This window comes from Chryseobacterium sp. BIGb0232 (assembly GCF_024810195.1).
GTDB classification, from domain to species: domain Bacteria; phylum Bacteroidota; class Bacteroidia; order Flavobacteriales; family Weeksellaceae; genus Chryseobacterium; species Chryseobacterium pennae.
Genome location: NZ_JANUEH010000002.1, coordinates 727,867 through 747,205, shown reverse-complemented (window position 1 = coordinate 747,205; position 19,339 = coordinate 727,867). Strand labels below are relative to the sequence as shown.

The window sequence follows — 19,339 nt, the reverse complement described above, 5'->3', positions numbered from 1 at the left end:
TCATGGAGTTTACTATTGAAGATTAGAACGTGTTCATAATGAATAGAATAATAAAATATCTGTTAAGCTTTTTATTTTTTACCCAGATTTCTTGTCAGGAAAAAAAAGACCATAAAAAAACAGTAACAATGACAAAATATGAATGGACTGAGGGAACTTCTGCTCCTTTAGGATATCCGATGGAGGTATACAAAGGAGGAATAGAATGTGAGGGCGGAGAATGGGTAGGACTAGATATCGGGTTATCACCGGGAGGAAATACCTGGGGAACCATCAATAATGGAATGGGAAATAGTTTTAAAGGTATTCCCACCCGTCTTGATTTTACATGGATGTCATACATGGAAAACCAGTTCTATATGATAGATGCTCAGGTAGACACGGGTAAAATAAAAGAATATTTCAGTAAAGGATATGATAGTAAAGCCAGCAATGGAAGTGGAAATATAAAACATTTAAACTATAACAAGATCGGTATAGGAATGGCTCCGGGAGGAGTGGTTATAGTTTGGGTAGCCGGTGTAGGTGTGCAGAAAGAAATAGGAAGGTATCTTGGAAAAAAAGTAACCATTCCGGAATCAGAAATAGCTAAACTGGACAGCCATGAGGACCGTTTTTTCAGAGATGATTACTTAAAAGAAATTCATACCAGTGAAAAAATAGTTCCATTAAAAATACAACAGGAAAACAAAGGGAAGTCTATCCCTTTTGGTTTATGGGATTCGTATAGGATTCAGTATGACTGGAAGCCTGTTTTTGAACTTCCTGAAAAAGGTAAACTCAATCCTCTGGCAGATGTAGGAATGACAATGATTAATGGTGAAATGGATCAGTTGGATTCATCCAAGAATCCTCTGGGAGGTAACGGAACTAAGGCAATACCGCAGTCTTTTTCCTTTTCAGTAGTGGATGGTGAGGATATAAGATATGGGGCTGGTTGCAAACTTAATGAAAAGTCAGCTTTTGAAGCATTTTCAAAAGTGTTTGGAAAAGATCCGAAGTCTACAAAGGCGAGCCTGGTGATTAAAATAAACGAATCATATAGCTTTTTTACAGTGCTGCTGAAAGGTGAAAATGGAAAAGAAGCTTTCATTAAAACAGAAAACCTGGAAATGTTTAAATCCAGAAAGAAATAATGCATATCGAACTATAATTAACCATTGATTATGGGAAAAACATTTGTATACAATACCGGAAACTCTTCCCCTCCAATTGATGAAATACATTTGGAAATAGGTGTTTTCTTTGACGGTACCCTTAATAGCCTTAAGAACACTGAAATGAGGCAGAAGTACAGAGATGGAAAGAATAAAATTGAAAGCAACGATACCGACGATGAAGTTCTGATCAAAGAAGCAGCTATCGATGAAACCACCAAAGCACAGGAAAAACAGTACGAAGAACTGAAAAACAAAGAAATCTCTGACAAGGATAAGGAATCTGACCGTTTTCTTAAAGCAAGCCACAGAGGATGGCTGGACAAGCAGGGAGTAGATAATAGTTACAGTAATGATTTTACCAACGTAGCAAGAATGTATAAATGCAGCCAACGGGATGAATATGGTGTATATGTAGAAGGCATAGGAACATTGGATGGACGCAGAGATGTAGATGATGGATTTCAGTATGGGTCCGGAGAGACCGGGGTAAGAGGGAAAGTGAGAAAAGGCTGTGAAATGGTTGCAGAAAGAATTGATGCCCTAAAGAAAAAACATTCTCCGGAAAAAATGCTCAGTAAAATTACCATTGATACTTTCGGATTCAGTCGTGGTGCTGCTGCAGCCAGAAATTTTTCCTATGAAATTAATGGAAACAAAAGACCCAAAGATGTTGAAATCAGGAAAAAAACGAAGTTGGCAGGGTACAGAGAAAGCCGGTCTTATGGCAATGATGGCTTGATTGCTGAATACGAGGATATTTGGATAGATAAAGATAAAACAGAGGTAAATCCGGCCTACCTTGTGGATGGTAAGCTTCCCAAATTTGGTTTTTTAGGCTACTATCTTCTAAGCAAGGAAATTCTGACCAAAGAAGAACTGGAGGAATTAGAACTGGATGTCCGGTTCATAGGAGTTTATGATACTGTTTCCTCTTATGAGGAGTTTGGAGATATGGGTGCATTGGAAAGAGTGGGATACCGAGGTCCTTTGCATGCTACATTCGGATCCAAACATAATTTTGGAGATGACGTTGAGCAGCTTCAGCTCAAAAATCCAGGACCTTACTATAAAGCCGTTCACTTTACTGCAATGGATGAGCATCGGGAAAATTTTTCACTCACCAGATTCCCAGGAAGCGTTGAGAAAGATTTTCCGGGGGTGCACTGTGATATTGGTGGAGCTTACGAAAGCGGGACAGAAACTGTAGACGAAATAGAAGTAGCAGATAAACATCCTGGTGTAGGATTTAATTCTTACAGTTCCTGGAATGCCCTGAAAAGGCTGGAGGAGAGGATGGAAGAAATTAAAGCTGGGCATTGGTATCATGATGGTCAGATCAGTATAAAAAAAGAAAGTCATTTATGGATTTTCCAATATCATAAAATAAGAGGAGTTCGTTTTCTTAGAAAAGAATACAGTTATATTCCACTTCATTTTATGGAAAAGCATGGAATAGATTACTATAATCATCAGATCATAGTGAAAACTGAAAGTACCTATTCTATTGATAAAGACGAACATCTGCCGGCAGCAAAAAGACATCTGGAAAAATATGTGTTTGGAGATGGAAAACCATGGCATTTTGTGAAGGATGAGGATCTGGGAAAAGAAGCTGCCAGATTAAATGCTGAAGCTGCTTTGGAACAGCCAACCTATGGTAAAGATAAAGACGGCAATCGGATCGTCAATATTCCGGCAGTACAGGTTACTTCGCAACGATGGCAGGATTTACTGAGAACCCTAAGAAATAAGTATCTTCATTGGTCTGCTAATAGAGACTGGATGGGAATGGATCCCAATAATGATTATCAAAGAAGGATATATTAAGTATGGCAGTAAACTTATTGCAGAATCTTCATCAGAAAACTTATCGGCTGGAGACCATCGTCATAGAACAAAAAAATCCGTTTTATTCTACCCAAAAAAGCTATGTCAGAGAAGTTGAGGTCTATTATTATGGTAAAGTAAAGGATCAACATGACTTTCAGGTTCTGGTTACTCACTTTGATTTTTCTGAAGATGAAGGGAGTATGGATAAATTTTTAAAAAAGATCAGCTATTTATTCGATGAAATAGAATGCAGGGTAGATGATGAAGGAAATATTACTGCGGTAGATAATTTATTGTTTTTAAGGGTAAGATGGGCTAAAATTCAGGCAGGTTTGTCTGAAACACATACAGGACAAGCCATAGATCGCTATTTCAGCCAAATCAGTGATCTGTTGGAAGATGAAGCAAAGCTGATTGTCTTTTTAGGAAGTTATAAAATGTTTGGATTACTTTTTAATGGCTTATTGAATTCATTTGATACTAAAATGAAAAGAGAATCTTCAGAAGGCTTTACAGAAATTGTGAATCCTGTAAAAAATGGAGATACATTGACTTTGAAAGTATCAGCAGAAAATCTGGAAGAATCAGAAATCAAACACTTCAGAGGTTTATTTGTTTGCAAAAGAGATCAATATGAAGAAGGTTTCATAGAAATCAAAAAACAAAATTATCATTTAAAACATTCATTATTATGGATAGGCTAAAGAATGAAGGCGAGGGAACTGCTCCCGAAATCCAAGCTCAAAATCCAACATAAAATAAGAAGGATGAAAAAAATATTCTTTATATTTTTATTATTAACAATAGTATCATGTAGTTCTGTAAAATATTATGAATATTATTACAACGATAATTTATCAGAAATTAATTCTAAATATGTCTATAGCACTTTAGAGGTACATAAGGATAAAGCGATTTATAGAGCTTTCGATAATGGCTATGTATATAAAGAAAAAGAACCTGTCTCTTTTCTCTATATTGAAACAGAAAAAATAAATGATTTGGACTATATTCCATTGTGGAAAGCCTCAAAATTTTATTACTATACCGATGAAAATCAAAAAAAAGTAATTGACTATACTCTCTTATCAGAGACTGATGTTAAATTATTAGGGGGATATTTTAAAGAAAACAATGTCTATAGAAAGGAAAACAAAAAACCGGAAGATTATCACTTTGATAATTCTAATTTGAACCGAATTTCTATAGAGTTTCCATCAGAATTGAAAAGAGTAAAAAAAATAGATTACTCTAAATTTCCAAAAAGCATAAAGAAAATTAATCCTGAAAATCCAGACTCCCCAAAGGATAACATAAAATAAAAGATAGGAAAAGTCTTTTAGAGAGATAAATGGACTAAGGATGTATTATTAGATAAACTTTATTCATAAGTGAAAATAAGGAACTGGTAATAATTTGTAACATTCTCATTTAAAACATTCATTAGTATGGATAGTGTAAATCAAGATGGAGAAAATATCTCCCCTGAAACTCAAACTCAAACGCAGGATAATGATCAGGTGAAAGCAGCCAATAAGCAGAAGCTGGACGATCAACGTGTAGAAAATGAAGAAAAAGATAAAACTGAAGAAGGTTTATTATTGGCTATAGATGGAGCAAAAATTAAATTCAATGCACACCTGGGAACATTTAAAGTGCTGAATAATGTACCGACCACGCAAGACAAGCTTACTGGGACTGTAGTAGAAAAACAGATTCCCAATTTTATCTTTGATGATGGTTTTCTGATGATTTCTCTTACAGAGTGGCAGGATTTTGGAACAGCAAAAGTTCAGGAAAACTTTGTGCTGTTAAAAAAATCTACTTTACCGGGAACAGGCAAAATGCCGGGCCCTGTACCTCCTGAAACAGGCAAAATAGAATTTGTAACCTCCGGACAGGTAAATGCCCCGGAAAGTATTGACGGGAAAGGAGCTCCTGTACCAGATCCGGAAGATGATAAAAAATGCTATTGCGAGAAAGAGTTTACAGAAGAAGATATTAAAGGGTTTTATAACTCCAAGAAATTATTTAAAGCCAAAAACTGTCCTTTGCCGGAAGATAAGAAAAGCTATAAAGAATTTACAAAAGCCCTGAATAAAGCAATGAAGGATAATGATATCAACAGTTGTCTTCGCAAGGCTCATTTTCTGGCACAGGTGGAAGCCGAAACAGGGCTGGATACCTCTTTAGAGTATGCTGATGGATGGGATTACGATCCTACCACGCATCTTGATAATTATAATAAATACCTCTTGTTCAAAAAAGACAAAGTAAAATATAAAGAAAACAGTACAGCCCGTATAGAGAGAGGGTATAACAGATATCTTGAATGTTTAAGCCGCGAGAACGATACAAAAGGAGATGGCCCGAAATATAAAGGAAGAGGATTAATTCAGCTTACCTGGAAAGATACTTATAAAGCATACTTTTCTAAGATTAAAAAACCTGAAACCCAGGACCCGGATATTGTTGCCAATGATCTGGAACATGTATGTAATTCGGCGGCATGGTATTGGAGAGATCGTTCAGCATGGGGTGATTTGAATAAATTTGCAGATACAGATGACTTTATCTCAGCAGCAGTTGGGGTGAATGGTGGATTAACAGGATTTACCCATAGAAAAGAAAACCTGAAAAGGATTTTGAAGAATATGAAAGTAAAAGATAACTGTAAAAATCAGAAAATAAAAAATCTGGGAGTTTATACCTACGATACAAGTGCCATAAAAGACACCAAATGGGGTAAAAAAGAAAAAAACAAAAAAGCAATACAAGGATATGATGATAAAGAAGATTAACATAATATGCATAACATTTTTCTCTGCCTTTTTGTATTCCCAAGAGGTTGTAGGAGACTTTAATAATGATAAAATTGATGATACTCTTACCTATAAGTGCTATAAAGTTGGAGAAATTAAAGAAATTAATGAGCCGACCTGTAAAGCCGTTTTAGTATTGGGACAATCAAAAAAGAGGTATGATTTTAATTTAAATTATGTCTCTTCTCCTGTCATTAGTAATTGTGGTCCTGGATGTATTTTATTGTATGATGCTTCTGCTGATACAGAATATACACAGGAATACACCTATTTTCCCAAATATAACAATTGGATATTAACCAAAGACGAGACTCTGAATAAAGATGAAGACGGGAAAATAGAAAATAATATTCCTAAAAACTACTTACTGTCTATTGATAATAAGAAGTATCCAATGAAAAAAAATACAAGGACCTTAAAAAAAAAGATATCAAAATAATAAGGGCCTGCTCAGGAAAGAATTGAATTATAGATCCTAAATGATGTTTTTCCCTGTATCCTTATGAATTTTAAAATAAGAATAATCCCACTTTTTATTCTGGGCAGCATTAGTTTCCATGCTCAGGAAATAAAGATTTGGAGTAAAATATTGAAGTCTGATATTGTCATCTGTCAGAAAGTGAATGATGACAGTATTTTTTTATCAATAGATAGAAAAGACAATAAATGGCTGGGCAAAAATGTAAGAATCAGAACAGTCAATTACTGGAGTCATGCTCCAGTAGAAGTTACTGCAGATTGTTGCCGCAAAAAAACTCTGATCATTAAACGGACTTTTTTGGGAAATAATATTGTTGGTGATAGACTGTTCTTCAGGAAAAATAACGGGAAATATTATTTTAATGTACTTAGTGAATTTGAGCAGAAAGCTGAATATTAGGGGTATACAGAAATAGGAATACATCTTGAAAAAAATTATACTGTTAATTTTATTGCAATTATTTGCTGTAGTCTTTTCTCAGTCTGGAAAGAAACGGCTACTTATTCCTATATCCAGATCTTATCAGTTGGGCTATAATACCTATGATAAAGAATTTCAAATGTATCAGAACCCTTTTATTTTGAGTGACGGAAAAAAATACAGAATAGAAGGATATGGCAGTATGAATTATTCTGAAGGAAAATTGCTCGGGATTTCTCCCAATAACAGATATATTGTGTTGGATCATATCTCAAAAGGATATGTAGAGGATGGAGAAAGTAAAAGACTCTATGAAAATTATCTTTGTGTAATTGTGTATCTTCCCGGGAAAAAAGTTGTTATGTATATGCAGAGCGATTGTGGGGGAGAATGGAACAGAAATAATCAATGGGTAAGCAGCAATGGCAGAGTAGTATTTCCGTAAAGAATATACTGCTTACTACTCACGATTCATATGGAAAGATGTTTGTTCTTTATATCTGTTTTTCCGATATAGAATCAAATAAAAACAGGATTTATTAAAGTATGGAGAATTATATTGATACTGAAACAATGCCTCATTGTAAAATTGAAGAGAAAAAATTTGAATGGGGAGAACCTTATGAAATGCAGACTCCGGTTTTTATTTTTAAAAAATTCTCAGCATCAAAATTAGAAAACTCAATCATTCTGTTTGGCGAAAATAATTTTAAACAGCAATTATTATCCCTATTCAATGTAATTATTAACCATGAAGAGTTTGAAAGGATTGAAAATTATTCAGGAGAACAATTCGATAGAAAAACAATATTAGAACTCATTAATTCTTTTATAAAAAAAACGGAGAGCTTAGTGGCCCCATGGGAAAAATACCGGCTTGGATTTACAGAATATGATTATGTAGGATATATTGAAGAACAGGGGCAGGAAAGCTTATGCTATGTTAAAATACAATAAATATCGGACATTAATGTTCTTGGCAATATCAGCTCCAAAAACAATTGCTCATCAAATGAATGAACTTGCAGATATAAGCTTCTGGAACTTTAAACCATAAGATAAAAACAAAAGTTCATTTTCTTAAATTCTTTAAAAATCAAAACCTTTGAAAATTAATTTCTGTGAAAACTGACCATTAATATTTTGCTATATTTGTGTTAGTGGAAAGACGAATTACATATAAACACATTGATGTATTGCACTCTATAAAAATAATAGGCCTGTTTTTAATGTTGTTCTATTTATTTAGTTATAAGACAGATTATAGTAGATTTTCCACAACCGTTTTAAACATTTTTCAAAGTGTTCAGGCAGATTCTAATCTGAAATGTAACAAGATTTATCTTAAAGAAAACAATAAAACTCCAATAAAATGCAATAGCAATTATTGTTCAGGTTTTTCACTCCTTTTTACAGCTTCTTTTCCTTCTTTTGGATTTGAAAAATTTCTGGGTAAAGCACTAGGTCATCGATTCGTTTTATATGATGATCCTCCCTATTGCTCATTTTTTAATTCTATCTGGATTCCCCCTAAAATTTAACCTTAATAGTACGATACAATTAAAGGTATCTTACGTTGTATAATTTTTCCAGACCATTTAACAATTATATCATTCACGATTGCATGATCCACCAAGAGTCATGGCGTGGTCGTATGCCAATGATATGAATATGTAATCAAAAAGAATTTAAAAATGAAAAAAATAATATCAAACTTCGAAAAAAACAGTCCCAATATTTATATCATATGCAGGATTTTAATCGGCCTGTTCTTTTTTATTGCAGGATTTAATAAACTGTTTCATCCTATATTTCAGGGATACATGTTAAATACCATAAGCAATATAGGATTTCCTTTCCCACAGTTTACTGCCAATTTTACAGCTTTTTGCGAATGTATATTTGGTTTATTTCTGATGCTGGGTTTTTGGACGCGAATAAGTTCTGTGTTTTTAATCATTATTATATTGGTAGCCTTATTTACACATGATCTGAATTCAATTCCTAAAGAACTGAATCCTATTAAAAAAGAGACAGGAATCTATGCAATGGATCCTTTTACCTGGCTGAGCTACTTCCTTTATCTGCCTCAGACATTATATCTGATGTTTCTGACGCTATTTCTGTTTCAGGGATGTACAGGATTTGGGATTGATACTTTGAGAAACAGAGTTATGACAGATAATAAGTAAATATTCATATAGAAAAGACTGTCCCAAAAGGACAGTCTTTATTTATATAATCGATCAGAATTTTTGAAAATCAAATTCTTAAATGATTTTCAACCAAAAATGTTCTCAAAAAACGATAGCTGTTTTTATTATATTTGCTTAATGGGAATATATTACGGACTTACAGCAAAGACGGAAGAAGAGTTTAGCACCAACCTGAAAAATCTGGTCAAGGTGATACATAAACGCAAACACGCCTTGGCTGAAATCACTGATTTTGACAGTTTTTTTAATTTCCTTCTTGTTTTTATAGCAGATGCTGATTATAGAAACCCCTTCTGGATCGACAAGGAAAGTCCCGTTAACACTGCAAAAATAGATATTCTCAAAAGGCATAATTATCCTGAGGATTACATTGAATGGTGCAAAAAATATGGGCAATACAATATAGGGTTGGGGATAACACTTTCTGATGTATCTGATGTATTGAGCAATATAGAGAATGAATACTACAGCCTACAGGTTAAAAATAATTATCTGTATTTTGCAACGGACGGATCCGGGAATGATTTTGCATTTGATGCCAATGAGCCGGGGCACCCTATACGGATTTTTGACCATGACGGATATATTACTCTGGACAGTATTTCAGATATTTATAGTGAGGTTTTTGGGTTCTACTTTGATGATGAAACGAAGGAATATGTAAATCCTGAAGGTCTTGATGTTTCCCTTATTTTTGACGAGAATGGTGAATATAAGGCTGACTCAATCTATATAAAGAACTATCTACAAATCGATGAAGTGAGCCATATAGCCGGTACAGGCAGATTCCTCCATTTTCTATTGAAACAGGCCGCTGATGGGCTTGATGAGGTTGTGGATTATTATTGTTTTGATATTGAAAGGCTGGCACTTTCCTATCAGGAGAAAGGTGAGTTAGAGGAAGCTTTCTTATTGTATGATGTTCTTTTGGAGGCCCACACACAAAAAGCATTGGCTTATAATAATAGAGCATATAAATTACGTACAGCGGGTCTTACAAATAAAGGCCTTGAATATATCAATAAAGCCTTAGCCCTGGAACCGGAAAACGGCTTGTATAATGGTACAAAGGCAGAAATCCTTTTTGATATGGGAAATGAAGAACTTTTTTTTCAAAGTCTGGAGCTAGCCCTTAGATTTGGTATGGAAGCAAACCTTATAGATAACGCCATGAAGGTAAAATACAAAAACGACAGCAGGTTTATAACGATCTTATCTCAATATGAATAGCTGATCTTATATATAAAATCAAAAACCTCTGAAAATCAAAAGATTTCAGAGGTTTTTTGTACCCGTAACCGAAGAAATATCGAAACATTTAGTGGAAGATTTAGAAAGAATTGTAGAGTTAAATAATCCTGTCAAGGGACCTTAACGAGCGTATATTCAAACACTTTTATCGATGATTTGGTTCACTTGGGCCCAATTAAATAAGAATTGCAAAACTTTTTTATTATGGCATAATAAGCTCCGAAAGATCTTTATTAATAGTTTCGTGCTCCGTAGTCAGCATCTTGTGAGGAGAAACCTGGATAAGTAATCAATTTTACATTTTTCAGCAACTTTGCAGATTTGATTGTAGAATGTTTCGAAGATCTGTCGCATTTTTCCTATACATTCAAAAAACATTTTGGTTACAGTCCTACGATTATAAATGCTTTGATATAGTTATCGGACTATTATAATTTCCGGAAAATTATAATTAAATTTGTTCTGAAACTGAAAATCAATGTTCGAAATTTTCCTAAAATACCTTACCGACAAAATAGAACTTTCTGACCAAGAAATCCAATTAATAGAATCGGTCTGCAAGCTGAAAAAACTTCGTAAAAAACAATTCCTTTCTCAGGAAGGCGAAGTTTGGCATTACAACGCTTTTATTTGCAGAGGTTTGGTGAAAACATTTTCAATTGCTGAGAATGGAACCGAACATATTATCAATTTTGCACCGGAAAATTATTGGACAGGCGACCGTGAAAGTTTAATCAATGGAACTCCGTCCCGCCTTAATATCGATGCAATCGAACCAACAGAATTGATTTTAATCGAAAAAGCAGATTTTGAAAAGCTTTGCGTTGAAATTCCTCAACTGAATCAAATGGTCAATCAGATTATTCAGAAAAGTTTTATCGTTTCGCAAGGCAGAATTTTAGCCAATATCAGTTTTACGGCGGAAGAAAAATATCAGAATTTCCTTGAAAAATACCCTCACATCGTCAATCGTATTCCTCAGCATATGATTGCATCCTACATCGGAATTACTCCTGAAACCCTCACCAGACTGCGTAGAAATATGTTCAGGAAATAAAAAATTTCATTTTCATTGACATTTGTTTGCTATTTTTTCGAGCTTTTGTCAATGGAAGAAAGCCTGCTGTTCCTGCATCTTTGTCTTATCAAAATAACAATTAAAAATAAGACAAAATGAACACAACAGTTTTTATCACAGGAACAAGCACAGGCTTTGGAAAATTAACAGCAACAACACTTGCCAATGCAGGATATACCGTAATTGCGGGAATGCGTGGCATTTCGGGGAAGAATGAAACCGTAGCCAAAGAATTGGGAGCGCTCCCGAATATTGAAGTCGTTGAAATTGATGTAACCGATGATGCTTCGGTCACCAATGCTTTCGAAAAAGTACTTCAAAAATATGGCAAAATAGACGTATTGGTAAACAATGCTGCTGTTTCAGGCTTTGGATTATTGGAAGCATACAATTTGGACAAAATCCGACAAATGTTTGAAGTGAATTTCTACGGAGTTATCAGAACTTACCAGGCGGTATTGCCTTCTATGAGAAAACATAAAAGCGGTTTGATTATCAATATTAGTTCCGGAGCAAGTGCCCATACATCTCCTTTTATGATTCCATATTTCGCATCAAAATTCGGCGTTGAAAGCATTACAGAAGGTTTACAGGACGAATTAAAACAATTCAATATCGATAACGTTTCCATCCAGCCCGGAGTTTATCCGACAGAAATGAATACAGGCGAAAAAGCCGGAGTCAATGCAGACAAACCAGAAATTGCAACTTTGTATGACCCTGTTGCAACAGAACAATTCAATGCCATTGGTACTGCGCTATTCGGTAAGATGAAAGAATTCAATATGAATCCACAAACCATCGCAGACGGAATTTTGGAATTAATTCAGATGAAAGAAGGTTCTCGTCCGTTACGTTTTCCGTTGGATGCTGTTGCGCAGGGAACCGATTTAGAATTCATCAATGCAAGAGCTGAATTAAAGGTAAAATGGCTAGCGAAATATAGCGATTAACTAACTACAAAAATTAATAGATAAAGGTTGAAGAATTTATGCTTCAACCTTTTTTTGTGCCTAAATATTAAAACCAATCCTCAAACATCTCTTAAACCAAGTTCAATTTCATTGACATTTGTTTGCTTTTTTTTCAAGCTTTTATCAATGGAAGAAGACCACTGAATGTCGGAGATTTGCTTTATAAAATAACAACAAAAAATATCACAATGAGCAATTTAAAAAAACAAATAAAAGCCAACGCAGCAGCAGTAGCAAGTGCACTTTTATTATCAGCAGCAGTTTCAAATACTTCAGCGCAGGAAAAAACAGGAATTCTAGGAATCGACCACGTGGGAATCAACGTTCCGGATATGAAACAAGCCGTGAACTTTTTCACGGATGTTTTGGGATTTTCAGCAGTAACAAGCTTAGGTCCGATTCCTTTGGATGGTGCCTGGAAAAAGAATAATCGTATGAATCCCAAAACTGGTCCAGTATCCTTCAAAATGGTAAAAGCAGGAACGGGAGCCAACATCGAATTATTCGAATATCAGGACAATAAAGGAAGTTCACAACAACCTGGAGGAGACGATATCGGAGCGAGTCACGTTGCTTTTTATACCAATGATATCAGCAAAAGTGTAGCTTATCTTAAAAGCAAAGGCGTACAATTCTTGGGAGAACCGTTTTTGATGCCATCGGGAGATACAGAAGGTGAAACTTGGGTCTATTTTGTGACACCTTGGGGTTCTAAAATGGAATTGGTTTCTTACCCGAACGGAAAAGGCTACGAGAAAAAAAATCCAGCAACGATTTTATGGTCACCTAAAGATGCTGTGAAAAACCAAACTGAAAAATCAGATTCAAAACCACTTTCTGAAAATGAAATTAAATCTTTAGTAGAAGGACATTTAGCAATATGGAATGAGAGAGACCTTAAAAAACGTGAAGCATTAATGTCAAAGATCTATGCGGACAATATTGAAATGGTAGACAGTCACTTTATCGCTGTCGGTCACAAAGAAATCAATGGTTTTGTAGATGGATTGCAACAGAAAAGTCCAAATTCTAAATTTTCTCACATCAAAGCAGTCGACGTTAATCATAACATTGCAAGACTCTACTGGCAAAACGGAACTCCCGAAAAACCGGATGCCGTAACAGGAATGGATCTTTTCGTTTTCGAAAACGGAAAAGCAGTCAAATTATATGTTTTTGTAGACAACAAAAAATAAACAGAATTCTTGTTCCCATTTTTCAAAAAATTTAATCAAACTCAATTTTTAACATTTAAAATAAAATAGTATGAAATCATCAGTAATCAATCCAAATTCAGCCAACGAAACATTAATCCGTGAATTGTACAGAATTGCAGAAGAACAGGATACGCAAGGCTTTGTAGATCTTTTTGCAGAAGACGGCTATTTCTGGGACGTATCTGCAGGAACAAAGTATTACGGCCAGGACATCGGCAAAACTGTAGATGTTTACGCAAGAGCTTTTCCGGATATGCACAGGGAATTATATGATCTCTATGTCTTGGAAAGTGAGAATACAGTAGTAGTGGAACTATCTTTAAACGGAACTCATAAAGGCCCGCTTGAGTTACCTTCCGGAACTATTCCGGCGACAAATAAAACAATGCAGACCCCTTGTTGTGATGTTTTCAAAATCGAGAACGGAAAAATAAAATCATTTCATTGTTACACTGCCGCAACGATACTTTTAGGTCAGTTAGGCATCTTCTAAATACTTTAAATTAATCAAGGTAAGTGATGACTTATCATTTGCCTTGATTTAAAACATAAAATCAAATGAAAAATATAATAGAATTATTGAACTGGAGATACGCCACAAAAAAGATGACGGGAGAGAAAATCTCTTCAGAAAAAATCAATAACATTTTGAAAGCGGCTCATCTGGCTCCTTCAGGAATTGGATTACAGCCTTACGAAATCATCGTTATCAGTGATCCAGAAATAAAAAAGAAAATATTGCCCATTGCAATGAATCAGCCTCAAGTAGTTGAATCTTCACATCTTTTGGTTTTTGCAGTCTGGGATGAATACTCTAAAGAGAGAATCGATCACGTATTCGATTATCTGACGAAAAAACGTAATGTCGATTCTGCTAAATATGATAAACAAAGAGAATTTTCAAAACAATTTTTCGGAAATATGAGCATCGAGGAAAATTTTCATCATGCTGCCAAACAGGCAAATATTGCATTGGGTTTAGCGATTGTTGAAGCCGCTTCTGAAGGAATAGATTCTACGCCGATGGAAGGTTTTGACCCGATAGCACTTGATGAATTTTTGAAACTTCCGTCAAAAGGTTTAAGAAGCTCAATGCTTTTAGTTTTGGGGTACAGAGACCAGGAAAATGACTGGAATCTAAAACTGGAAAAAGTACGCAAACCATTTGAAGAATTTGTGACTTTTCTTTAATCATTACTTTTAAATAAAATAATATGAATCATTCAGAAAAAATTGGAACATCCAATAACCACGATAAAACACAAACCACAGGAATCACGGTAAGCGCTTATTACAAAGTACATCCCGATGATAGGCAAATTTTCATTAACGCCGTTATTCCCGAAATGATTGCAGCAAACGAACTGGAAGGTTGTATTTATTATGCATTCTCGCAGGATTTGACAGATGAAAATATATTCCATCTTTTGGAAGGCTGGAAAGATGAAGAAGCTTATGAACGTCATGAAAACTCGGAAACATTTTTGAAAGCTTTGAGTACGGTTGTGAAAAACGTTAGAATTGTTGACCGAGAAGGAGTTCGTTACGACGTTGCAAAAATTCATATCGACGACCCTCGCGGAAAGGTATGATTGTAGATTATGATTAATTCTTAAATTAATAGAATGAAAAACATTAATAAACTGATTTGGTTTTTACTTGCTGGTTTTCTGCTCATTCAGTTTTTCAGACCGGAAAATATCAATGACGGAAAACCTACGCAAGACCTTGTGAATGTTCCCAAAGATGTCAATACAATTCTCAGAAATTCGTGTTTTGATTGTCATTCTTCGGAAGCCAATTTACGTTGGTATGATAAAATAACACCGGCTAATTTTTTTGTCAATTCTCACATCAAAGAAGGTCGTGAAGCGCTTGATTTTTCTAAATGGAATTCGTGGCCAAAACCACAGCAGAATTCAACGATTTATTACGCTATAAATAAAGTTTTATCTGGCGAAATGCCGATTCCGAGTTATGCCGCAGTTCATTCTTCTGCAAAATTGAATGAACATCAAATTGAAATTCTTAAAAATTATGCATTATCACTTTCTCCAAGAAAAGTTTCGGATAGTTCACAAATCAATTCGGCGGAAAAGCAATACAATTCTTGGATTAAAGGAGAACTTAAACATCCGACTGTAAAGCCTTCTCCAAACGGTTTGCAATATATTCCTGATTACCGAAACTGGAAAGCCATCAGCACAACCGACCGCTTTGACAATGGAACAATGCGTATTATTTTCGGAAATGATATTGCGGTAAAAGCGATTCAAGAGAAACATACGAATCCTTGGCCGGATGGAACTGCATTTGCAAAAACAGCTTGGAAACAGTTGGTGAAAAAAGATGGAAGCGTGGCAACCGGAGATTTTGTTCAGGTGGAATTTATGGTAAAAGATGCGAAAAAATATGAAAAAACCAAAGGTTGGGCTTGGGGAAGATGGAAAGGAAATGACCTGAAACCTTATGGAGACACGCCGGATTTTGATAAAGAATGCATCGAATGTCACAAGCCAATGGCAGATAGAGATTATGTTTTTACATCGCCTTTGTATTTAATTTCACAACTCAAAAAAATTCAGAAATAATGAAAAAATACAGATTGTTTTTGATTCTTATTTTAATCATTTCCTGCAGTGAAAAGTCTCAGGAATTACTTAACATTAATGCATCAATCCAACAGAGCAACGAATTGAAAGAAAATCCTTTGCTGATGCATCCGATAACGTTCTCGATCAAGCCAAAAGACAGCACAATGTCAACTTTGTATGGAAATGAAATTGCTTTTGATTATGCAAAACAACATTCTGATTTCAAATATCCCAAAGGTGCAATTCTTTATGAAGTGACTTGGAGGCAAAAATCTGATGAACTTTGGTTTGGTGGAAATATCCCGAAAGAAATTTATTCTGTTGAGAAAATTTCTTTTGACAATGATAATTCTGTTTACGAAAAATTTAAAGGGAAGACTCTGAAGAAAACGAAAGTTGATGACTCTGAAGAAAAATTGAGAAAATATTTTATTTCTGAACAGAAAATGACAGTGTCAAAGTAGTGTATTTTGTATTCTAATTCTGTAATCATTTAGCTATTGATATTATGTTTATAGATGATTTGAAACATTTCATAATAACATTAAATGACAACATTTTTATGTACCAAAGTTTATTTTATCTAAGTCATAGCAATTATGAAAAAGAAATTAGAAATTGAAAAAATAGATATTTATGATTCAATAAGTTTTCTTAAAGAAGAAGATGATATAGACTTATCTGTAGAAGAAGCAATTATGATTACAGACTTTTTTAAGATTATATCATATGTTGCTATTAAGCAACTTCTTAAAGAAAAATATTTTAATGTACTATAGAGAGTCGAGCTTATTTTACATTTGGTTCGATTCCTTTTATGTTGACAAGACAAAAAAGTCGAACCATTAATTAACGGTGTTTAATGTACTGATTATTAATGGTTTACGTTTTATTTCTTATTTGTAAAATAAATTATGTAAGTAGCTGAGAATGAGTGTTGAAAAATAAAAATGACACCAACTGTCTTTAGTTGGTGTCATTTGACTTCTGTACCCATAAACGAAGAGATATCGAAACATTTAGTGGAAGATTTAGAAGGAATTGTAGAATTAAATAATCCTGTCATGAGACCTTGACGGGATTATCTTCAAATACTTTTATAGATGATCTGGTACGTTTATGCCAAATTAAAAATGAATTAAAAGAATTTTTTTTCTAATGATTCTTTTTTATTAAACCAATTGTAATTTAGTTTAAATCAATAGTGAAAAATTGATATTGGTATAGTTGAACATCAATTTAACTTCTTTTGTCTTTTAAATTTTGCAAGTAAGTATTCCTGCATAAAAAAAAATTAAATCATTAGAATTAAAAAATTCAAAATTTCTTCAAAATCATTTTTAATTTTTGCAATATTAATGTGAAATTAATCTATTGAAAAATGGATTAATATTATTAATTTAAAATCATTCTAACTATAATATTTCTTAATTTTGAAATAAGTGAAAAAGCTGGTTTCCATACTGTTATTAATGTTATATTTGGTTTCTACAACCGAATTGTATCAGCTTTTAAAAATTCCGGAATTAATTGAGCATTACATCGAGCACAAAGAATTAAATCCCGAAATGACGCTTACCGCATTTCTAAAAACCCACTATGATTATCCTGTGAAAGATGGAGATTACGGAAAAGATCAACGATTACCATTTATTATTCATAGTACACCTTTAGCATTGATTTTTACAATTAATAATACTTTCAGTTTTGATGAATTTATAGAGGCCAAGTTTATTTCATTGGCATTACATAAGATTCCTTCCAAGGATGAAGACCTTTGCTATAAAGGATTTTTAAATTCTGTATGGGAACCGCCAAGGTTTTCTTATTCATAAATAGTTTCAATTTTGGTTTAATATAAACCAGACTTTCTTCTATACTTTAAATACAAACTCATTATAAATTTATAATAATGAAAACAATATCTTCAGCCATATTTATGGTTTTATTGTCTATTGGCGTTCAGGCGCAAAGCCGTTTTGAGAATGCAAAAAAAACAGCTTCAGAAAACAAAGAACTTATTTTACTTAATTTTTCCGGTTCAGACTGGTGTATTCCGTGTATCAAACTTCATAAAAATATCATCGAAACGGATGAATTTAAAAAGCTGGAAACCGAAAATGTTGTTGTTTACATCAATGCGGATTTTCCAAGAAACAAGAAGAATCAGCTCTCTGCAGAACTGAAAAAGGAAAATACCGCTCTCGCCGATCAATACAACCAAAAAGGACTGTTTCCTTATACGATTTTATTGAATTCTGACGGCAAAATCCTCAAAAGTTGGGAAGGTTTGCCATCGGAAAACGTTTTGGCTTTCAGTAAAGAAATCAGAGATATAAAAGACAATCAAAAACCTTAAAATATGTTGAGAGAATTCAAAAGACCTCAAAAATTAATGGGGAACGCTTTTGAAATTACCGTTGTAAGCGATAATGAAAATTCAGCAAATCTTCATATTGACTCAGCGATTGACGAAATCCGGAGAATCGAAAAGCTTTTGACAACGTTCAACGACGAAAGCCAGACCAATCTCATCAACCGAAATGCAGGAATAAAATCTGTGAAAGTAGACTGGGAAATCTTTGATTTGATTGAAAGAAGCCTTAGGATAAGCAAAATTACGGATGGCTATTTCGATATTTCCTATGGCGGAATTGACAAGAGTTTCTGGAATTTCGATAAGGAAATGAAAGAACTCCCAAATCCTGATTTAATTAAACAACATCTGAAACTCGTTAATTATCAGAACATTATTGTTAACCGAGAAAATCAGACAGTTTTCCTAAAAGAAAAAGGAATGCGAATCGGTTTTGGAGGAATCGGGAAAGGTTACGCAGCTGAAATGGCTAAACAAGTATTGCAGAAACGTGGCGTAAATTCGGGAATTGTGAATGCTTCCGGCGATTTGACGACTTGGGGAACTCAGGCGAACGGAAAACCGTGGACGGTAGGAATTGCCGATCCCGATAATTCCAGACAGCCGTTTTCCTATATGAACATTACGGATATGGCGGTTGCAACTTCCGGAAATTATGAAAAATTTGTCGTCATCAACGGTAAAAGATATTCTCACACCATCAATCCGAAAACCGGAATGCCTGTTTCGGGCGTGAAAAGCGTGACGGTTTTTTGTCCAAACGCCGAGATTGCAGATGCAATGGCAACTCCGTTAAGTATTATGGGAATTGATGCCGCACTGAATATGGTGAACCAAATCAACCATCTGGAATGCATCATTATCGATGACAAGGATACTATTTATTCGTCTCAAAACATTAATTTAAAATGATTTCATC

General features: G+C 34.3%; 23 protein-coding genes. All 23 read left to right on the top strand.

The window, feature by feature from the left end; translation table 11 throughout:
• Nucleotides 1-38: 38 nt before the first annotated feature.
• Nucleotides 39-1,136, top strand: a complete 1,098-nt coding sequence (locus M2372_RS09420; protein ID WP_123320050.1) for a DUF2931 family protein — start codon at nucleotides 39-41, stop codon at nucleotides 1,134-1,136.
• Between the two features lie 30 nt (nucleotides 1,137-1,166).
• Nucleotides 1,167-2,987 carry a phospholipase effector Tle1 domain-containing protein gene (locus M2372_RS09415; protein ID WP_123320049.1) on the top strand — a complete coding sequence of 607 codons (1,821 nt, stop codon included), beginning with the start codon at nucleotides 1,167-1,169 and terminating at the stop codon, nucleotides 2,985-2,987.
• A 2-nt stretch (nucleotides 2,988-2,989) separates the two neighbouring features.
• Nucleotides 2,990-3,694: a hypothetical protein gene (locus M2372_RS09410; protein ID WP_115973061.1), complete on the top strand. Its 705-nt coding sequence runs from the start codon at nucleotides 2,990-2,992 to the stop codon at nucleotides 3,692-3,694.
• A gap of 63 nt (nucleotides 3,695-3,757) precedes the next feature.
• Nucleotides 3,758-4,312: a hypothetical protein gene (locus M2372_RS09405; protein WP_148060783.1), complete on the top strand. Its 555-nt coding sequence runs from the start codon at nucleotides 3,758-3,760 to the stop codon at nucleotides 4,310-4,312.
• Nucleotides 4,313-4,438: 126 nt separating this feature from the next.
• Nucleotides 4,439-5,791 (top strand): hypothetical protein, encoded by a 1,353-nt coding sequence (locus tag M2372_RS09400; protein ID WP_123320047.1) that lies wholly within the window; start codon nucleotides 4,439-4,441, stop codon nucleotides 5,789-5,791.
• Complete coding sequence (locus M2372_RS09395; RefSeq protein WP_148060782.1) at nucleotides 5,772-6,251, top strand: hypothetical protein; 480 nt, start codon at nucleotides 5,772-5,774, stop codon at nucleotides 6,249-6,251. Before M2372_RS09400 ends, M2372_RS09395 begins: the two co-directional genes overlap by 20 nt.
• Nucleotides 6,252-6,314: 63 nt before the next feature.
• Nucleotides 6,315-6,692, top strand: coding sequence for a hypothetical protein (locus M2372_RS09390; RefSeq protein WP_123320045.1), 378 nt, complete (start codon nucleotides 6,315-6,317; stop codon nucleotides 6,690-6,692).
• 25 nt (nucleotides 6,693-6,717) lie between these two features.
• On the top strand, nucleotides 6,718-7,158 hold the full coding sequence (locus tag M2372_RS09385; protein WP_148060781.1) for a hypothetical protein: 441 nt from the start codon (nucleotides 6,718-6,720) through the stop codon (nucleotides 7,156-7,158).
• A 101-nt stretch (nucleotides 7,159-7,259) separates the two neighbouring features.
• The gene (locus tag M2372_RS09380) at nucleotides 7,260-7,670 is read left to right on the top strand and encodes a hypothetical protein (protein ID WP_123320043.1); all 411 of its coding nucleotides are present in this window, start codon (nucleotides 7,260-7,262) and stop codon (nucleotides 7,668-7,670) included.
• Nucleotides 7,671-8,407: 737 nt separating this feature from the next.
• Entirely contained in the window at nucleotides 8,408-8,905 is a 498-nt protein-coding gene (locus M2372_RS09375; RefSeq protein WP_123320041.1) for a DoxX family protein, read from the top strand.
• Nucleotides 8,906-9,046: 141 nt separating this feature from the next.
• Entirely contained in the window at nucleotides 9,047-10,159 is a 1,113-nt protein-coding gene (locus M2372_RS09370; protein ID WP_123320040.1) for an SMI1/KNR4 family protein, read from the top strand.
• 499 nt (nucleotides 10,160-10,658) lie between these two features.
• Nucleotides 10,659-11,237 (top strand): Crp/Fnr family transcriptional regulator, encoded by a 579-nt coding sequence (locus tag M2372_RS09365; protein WP_123320039.1) that lies wholly within the window; start codon nucleotides 10,659-10,661, stop codon nucleotides 11,235-11,237.
• 116 nt (nucleotides 11,238-11,353) lie between these two features.
• Nucleotides 11,354-12,211: an SDR family oxidoreductase gene (locus tag M2372_RS09360; protein WP_123320038.1), complete on the top strand. Its 858-nt coding sequence runs from the start codon at nucleotides 11,354-11,356 to the stop codon at nucleotides 12,209-12,211.
• Nucleotides 12,212-12,420: 209 nt separating this feature from the next.
• Nucleotides 12,421-13,428: a VOC family protein gene (locus M2372_RS09355; protein WP_123320131.1), complete on the top strand. Its 1,008-nt coding sequence runs from the start codon at nucleotides 12,421-12,423 to the stop codon at nucleotides 13,426-13,428.
• Between the two features lie 70 nt (nucleotides 13,429-13,498).
• Nucleotides 13,499-13,942 (top strand): nuclear transport factor 2 family protein, encoded by a 444-nt coding sequence (locus M2372_RS09350; RefSeq protein ID WP_123320037.1) that lies wholly within the window; start codon nucleotides 13,499-13,501, stop codon nucleotides 13,940-13,942.
• A gap of 65 nt (nucleotides 13,943-14,007) precedes the next feature.
• Nucleotides 14,008-14,640, top strand: a complete 633-nt coding sequence (locus M2372_RS09345) for an NAD(P)H-dependent oxidoreductase (protein WP_123320036.1) — start codon at nucleotides 14,008-14,010, stop codon at nucleotides 14,638-14,640.
• Nucleotides 14,641-14,663: 23 nt separating this feature from the next.
• Nucleotides 14,664-15,041 (top strand): putative quinol monooxygenase, encoded by a 378-nt coding sequence (locus M2372_RS09340; protein WP_123320035.1) that lies wholly within the window; start codon nucleotides 14,664-14,666, stop codon nucleotides 15,039-15,041.
• 33 nt (nucleotides 15,042-15,074) lie between these two features.
• Complete coding sequence (locus tag M2372_RS09335) at nucleotides 15,075-16,040, top strand: heme-binding domain-containing protein (protein ID WP_123320034.1); 966 nt, start codon at nucleotides 15,075-15,077, stop codon at nucleotides 16,038-16,040.
• Nucleotides 16,040-16,507: a hypothetical protein gene (locus M2372_RS09330; protein WP_123320033.1), complete on the top strand. Its 468-nt coding sequence runs from the start codon at nucleotides 16,040-16,042 to the stop codon at nucleotides 16,505-16,507. Before M2372_RS09335 ends, M2372_RS09330 begins: the two co-directional genes overlap by 1 nt.
• Nucleotides 16,508-16,642: 135 nt before the next feature.
• Entirely contained in the window at nucleotides 16,643-16,822 is a 180-nt protein-coding gene (locus M2372_RS09325) for a hypothetical protein (protein WP_123320032.1), read from the top strand.
• A 693-nt stretch (nucleotides 16,823-17,515) separates the two neighbouring features.
• A complete protein-coding gene (locus M2372_RS09320; protein WP_228455738.1) occupies nucleotides 17,516-17,878 on the top strand; it encodes a hypothetical protein in 363 nt (120 codons plus the stop codon).
• Nucleotides 17,879-17,955: 77 nt separating this feature from the next.
• Complete coding sequence (locus M2372_RS09315; RefSeq protein ID WP_123320030.1) at nucleotides 17,956-18,402, top strand: thioredoxin family protein; 447 nt, start codon at nucleotides 17,956-17,958, stop codon at nucleotides 18,400-18,402.
• Nucleotides 18,403-18,405: 3 nt separating this feature from the next.
• Entirely contained in the window at nucleotides 18,406-19,332 is a 927-nt protein-coding gene (locus M2372_RS09310) for an FAD:protein FMN transferase (RefSeq protein WP_123320029.1), read from the top strand.
• Nucleotides 19,333-19,339 lie beyond the last annotated feature (7 nt).

Bases quoted from the DNA above. Each gene is read 5' to 3' on its own strand.
- M2372_RS09420 (WP_123320050.1), top strand. From the start codon at position 39: ATGAATAGAATAATAAAATATCTGTTAAGCTTTTTATTTTTTACCCAG.
- M2372_RS09415 (WP_123320049.1), top strand. From the start codon at position 1,167: ATGGGAAAAACATTTGTATACAATACCGGAAACTCTTCCCCTCCAATT.
- M2372_RS09410 (WP_115973061.1), top strand. From the start codon at position 2,990: ATGGCAGTAAACTTATTGCAGAATCTTCATCAGAAAACTTATCGGCTG.
- M2372_RS09405 (WP_148060783.1), top strand. From the start codon at position 3,758: ATGAAAAAAATATTCTTTATATTTTTATTATTAACAATAGTATCATGT.
- M2372_RS09400 (WP_123320047.1), top strand. From the start codon at position 4,439: ATGGATAGTGTAAATCAAGATGGAGAAAATATCTCCCCTGAAACTCAA.
- M2372_RS09395 (WP_148060782.1), top strand. From the start codon at position 5,772: ATGATGATAAAGAAGATTAACATAATATGCATAACATTTTTCTCTGCC.
- M2372_RS09390 (WP_123320045.1), top strand. From the start codon at position 6,315: ATGAATTTTAAAATAAGAATAATCCCACTTTTTATTCTGGGCAGCATT.
- M2372_RS09380 (WP_123320043.1), top strand. From the start codon at position 7,260: ATGGAGAATTATATTGATACTGAAACAATGCCTCATTGTAAAATTGAA.
- M2372_RS09375 (WP_123320041.1), top strand. From the start codon at position 8,408: ATGAAAAAAATAATATCAAACTTCGAAAAAAACAGTCCCAATATTTAT.
- M2372_RS09370 (WP_123320040.1), top strand. From the start codon at position 9,047: ATGGGAATATATTACGGACTTACAGCAAAGACGGAAGAAGAGTTTAGC.
- M2372_RS09365 (WP_123320039.1), top strand. From the start codon at position 10,659: ATGTTCGAAATTTTCCTAAAATACCTTACCGACAAAATAGAACTTTCT.
- M2372_RS09360 (WP_123320038.1), top strand. From the start codon at position 11,354: ATGAACACAACAGTTTTTATCACAGGAACAAGCACAGGCTTTGGAAAA.
- M2372_RS09355 (WP_123320131.1), top strand. From the start codon at position 12,421: ATGAGCAATTTAAAAAAACAAATAAAAGCCAACGCAGCAGCAGTAGCA.
- M2372_RS09350 (WP_123320037.1), top strand. From the start codon at position 13,499: ATGAAATCATCAGTAATCAATCCAAATTCAGCCAACGAAACATTAATC.
- M2372_RS09345 (WP_123320036.1), top strand. From the start codon at position 14,008: ATGAAAAATATAATAGAATTATTGAACTGGAGATACGCCACAAAAAAG.
- M2372_RS09340 (WP_123320035.1), top strand. From the start codon at position 14,664: ATGAATCATTCAGAAAAAATTGGAACATCCAATAACCACGATAAAACA.
- M2372_RS09335 (WP_123320034.1), top strand. From the start codon at position 15,075: ATGAAAAACATTAATAAACTGATTTGGTTTTTACTTGCTGGTTTTCTG.
- M2372_RS09330 (WP_123320033.1), top strand. From the start codon at position 16,040: ATGAAAAAATACAGATTGTTTTTGATTCTTATTTTAATCATTTCCTGC.
- M2372_RS09325 (WP_123320032.1), top strand. From the start codon at position 16,643: ATGAAAAAGAAATTAGAAATTGAAAAAATAGATATTTATGATTCAATA.
- M2372_RS09320 (WP_228455738.1), top strand. From the start codon at position 17,516: ATGTTATATTTGGTTTCTACAACCGAATTGTATCAGCTTTTAAAAATT.
- M2372_RS09315 (WP_123320030.1), top strand. From the start codon at position 17,956: ATGAAAACAATATCTTCAGCCATATTTATGGTTTTATTGTCTATTGGC.
- M2372_RS09310 (WP_123320029.1), top strand. From the start codon at position 18,406: ATGTTGAGAGAATTCAAAAGACCTCAAAAATTAATGGGGAACGCTTTT.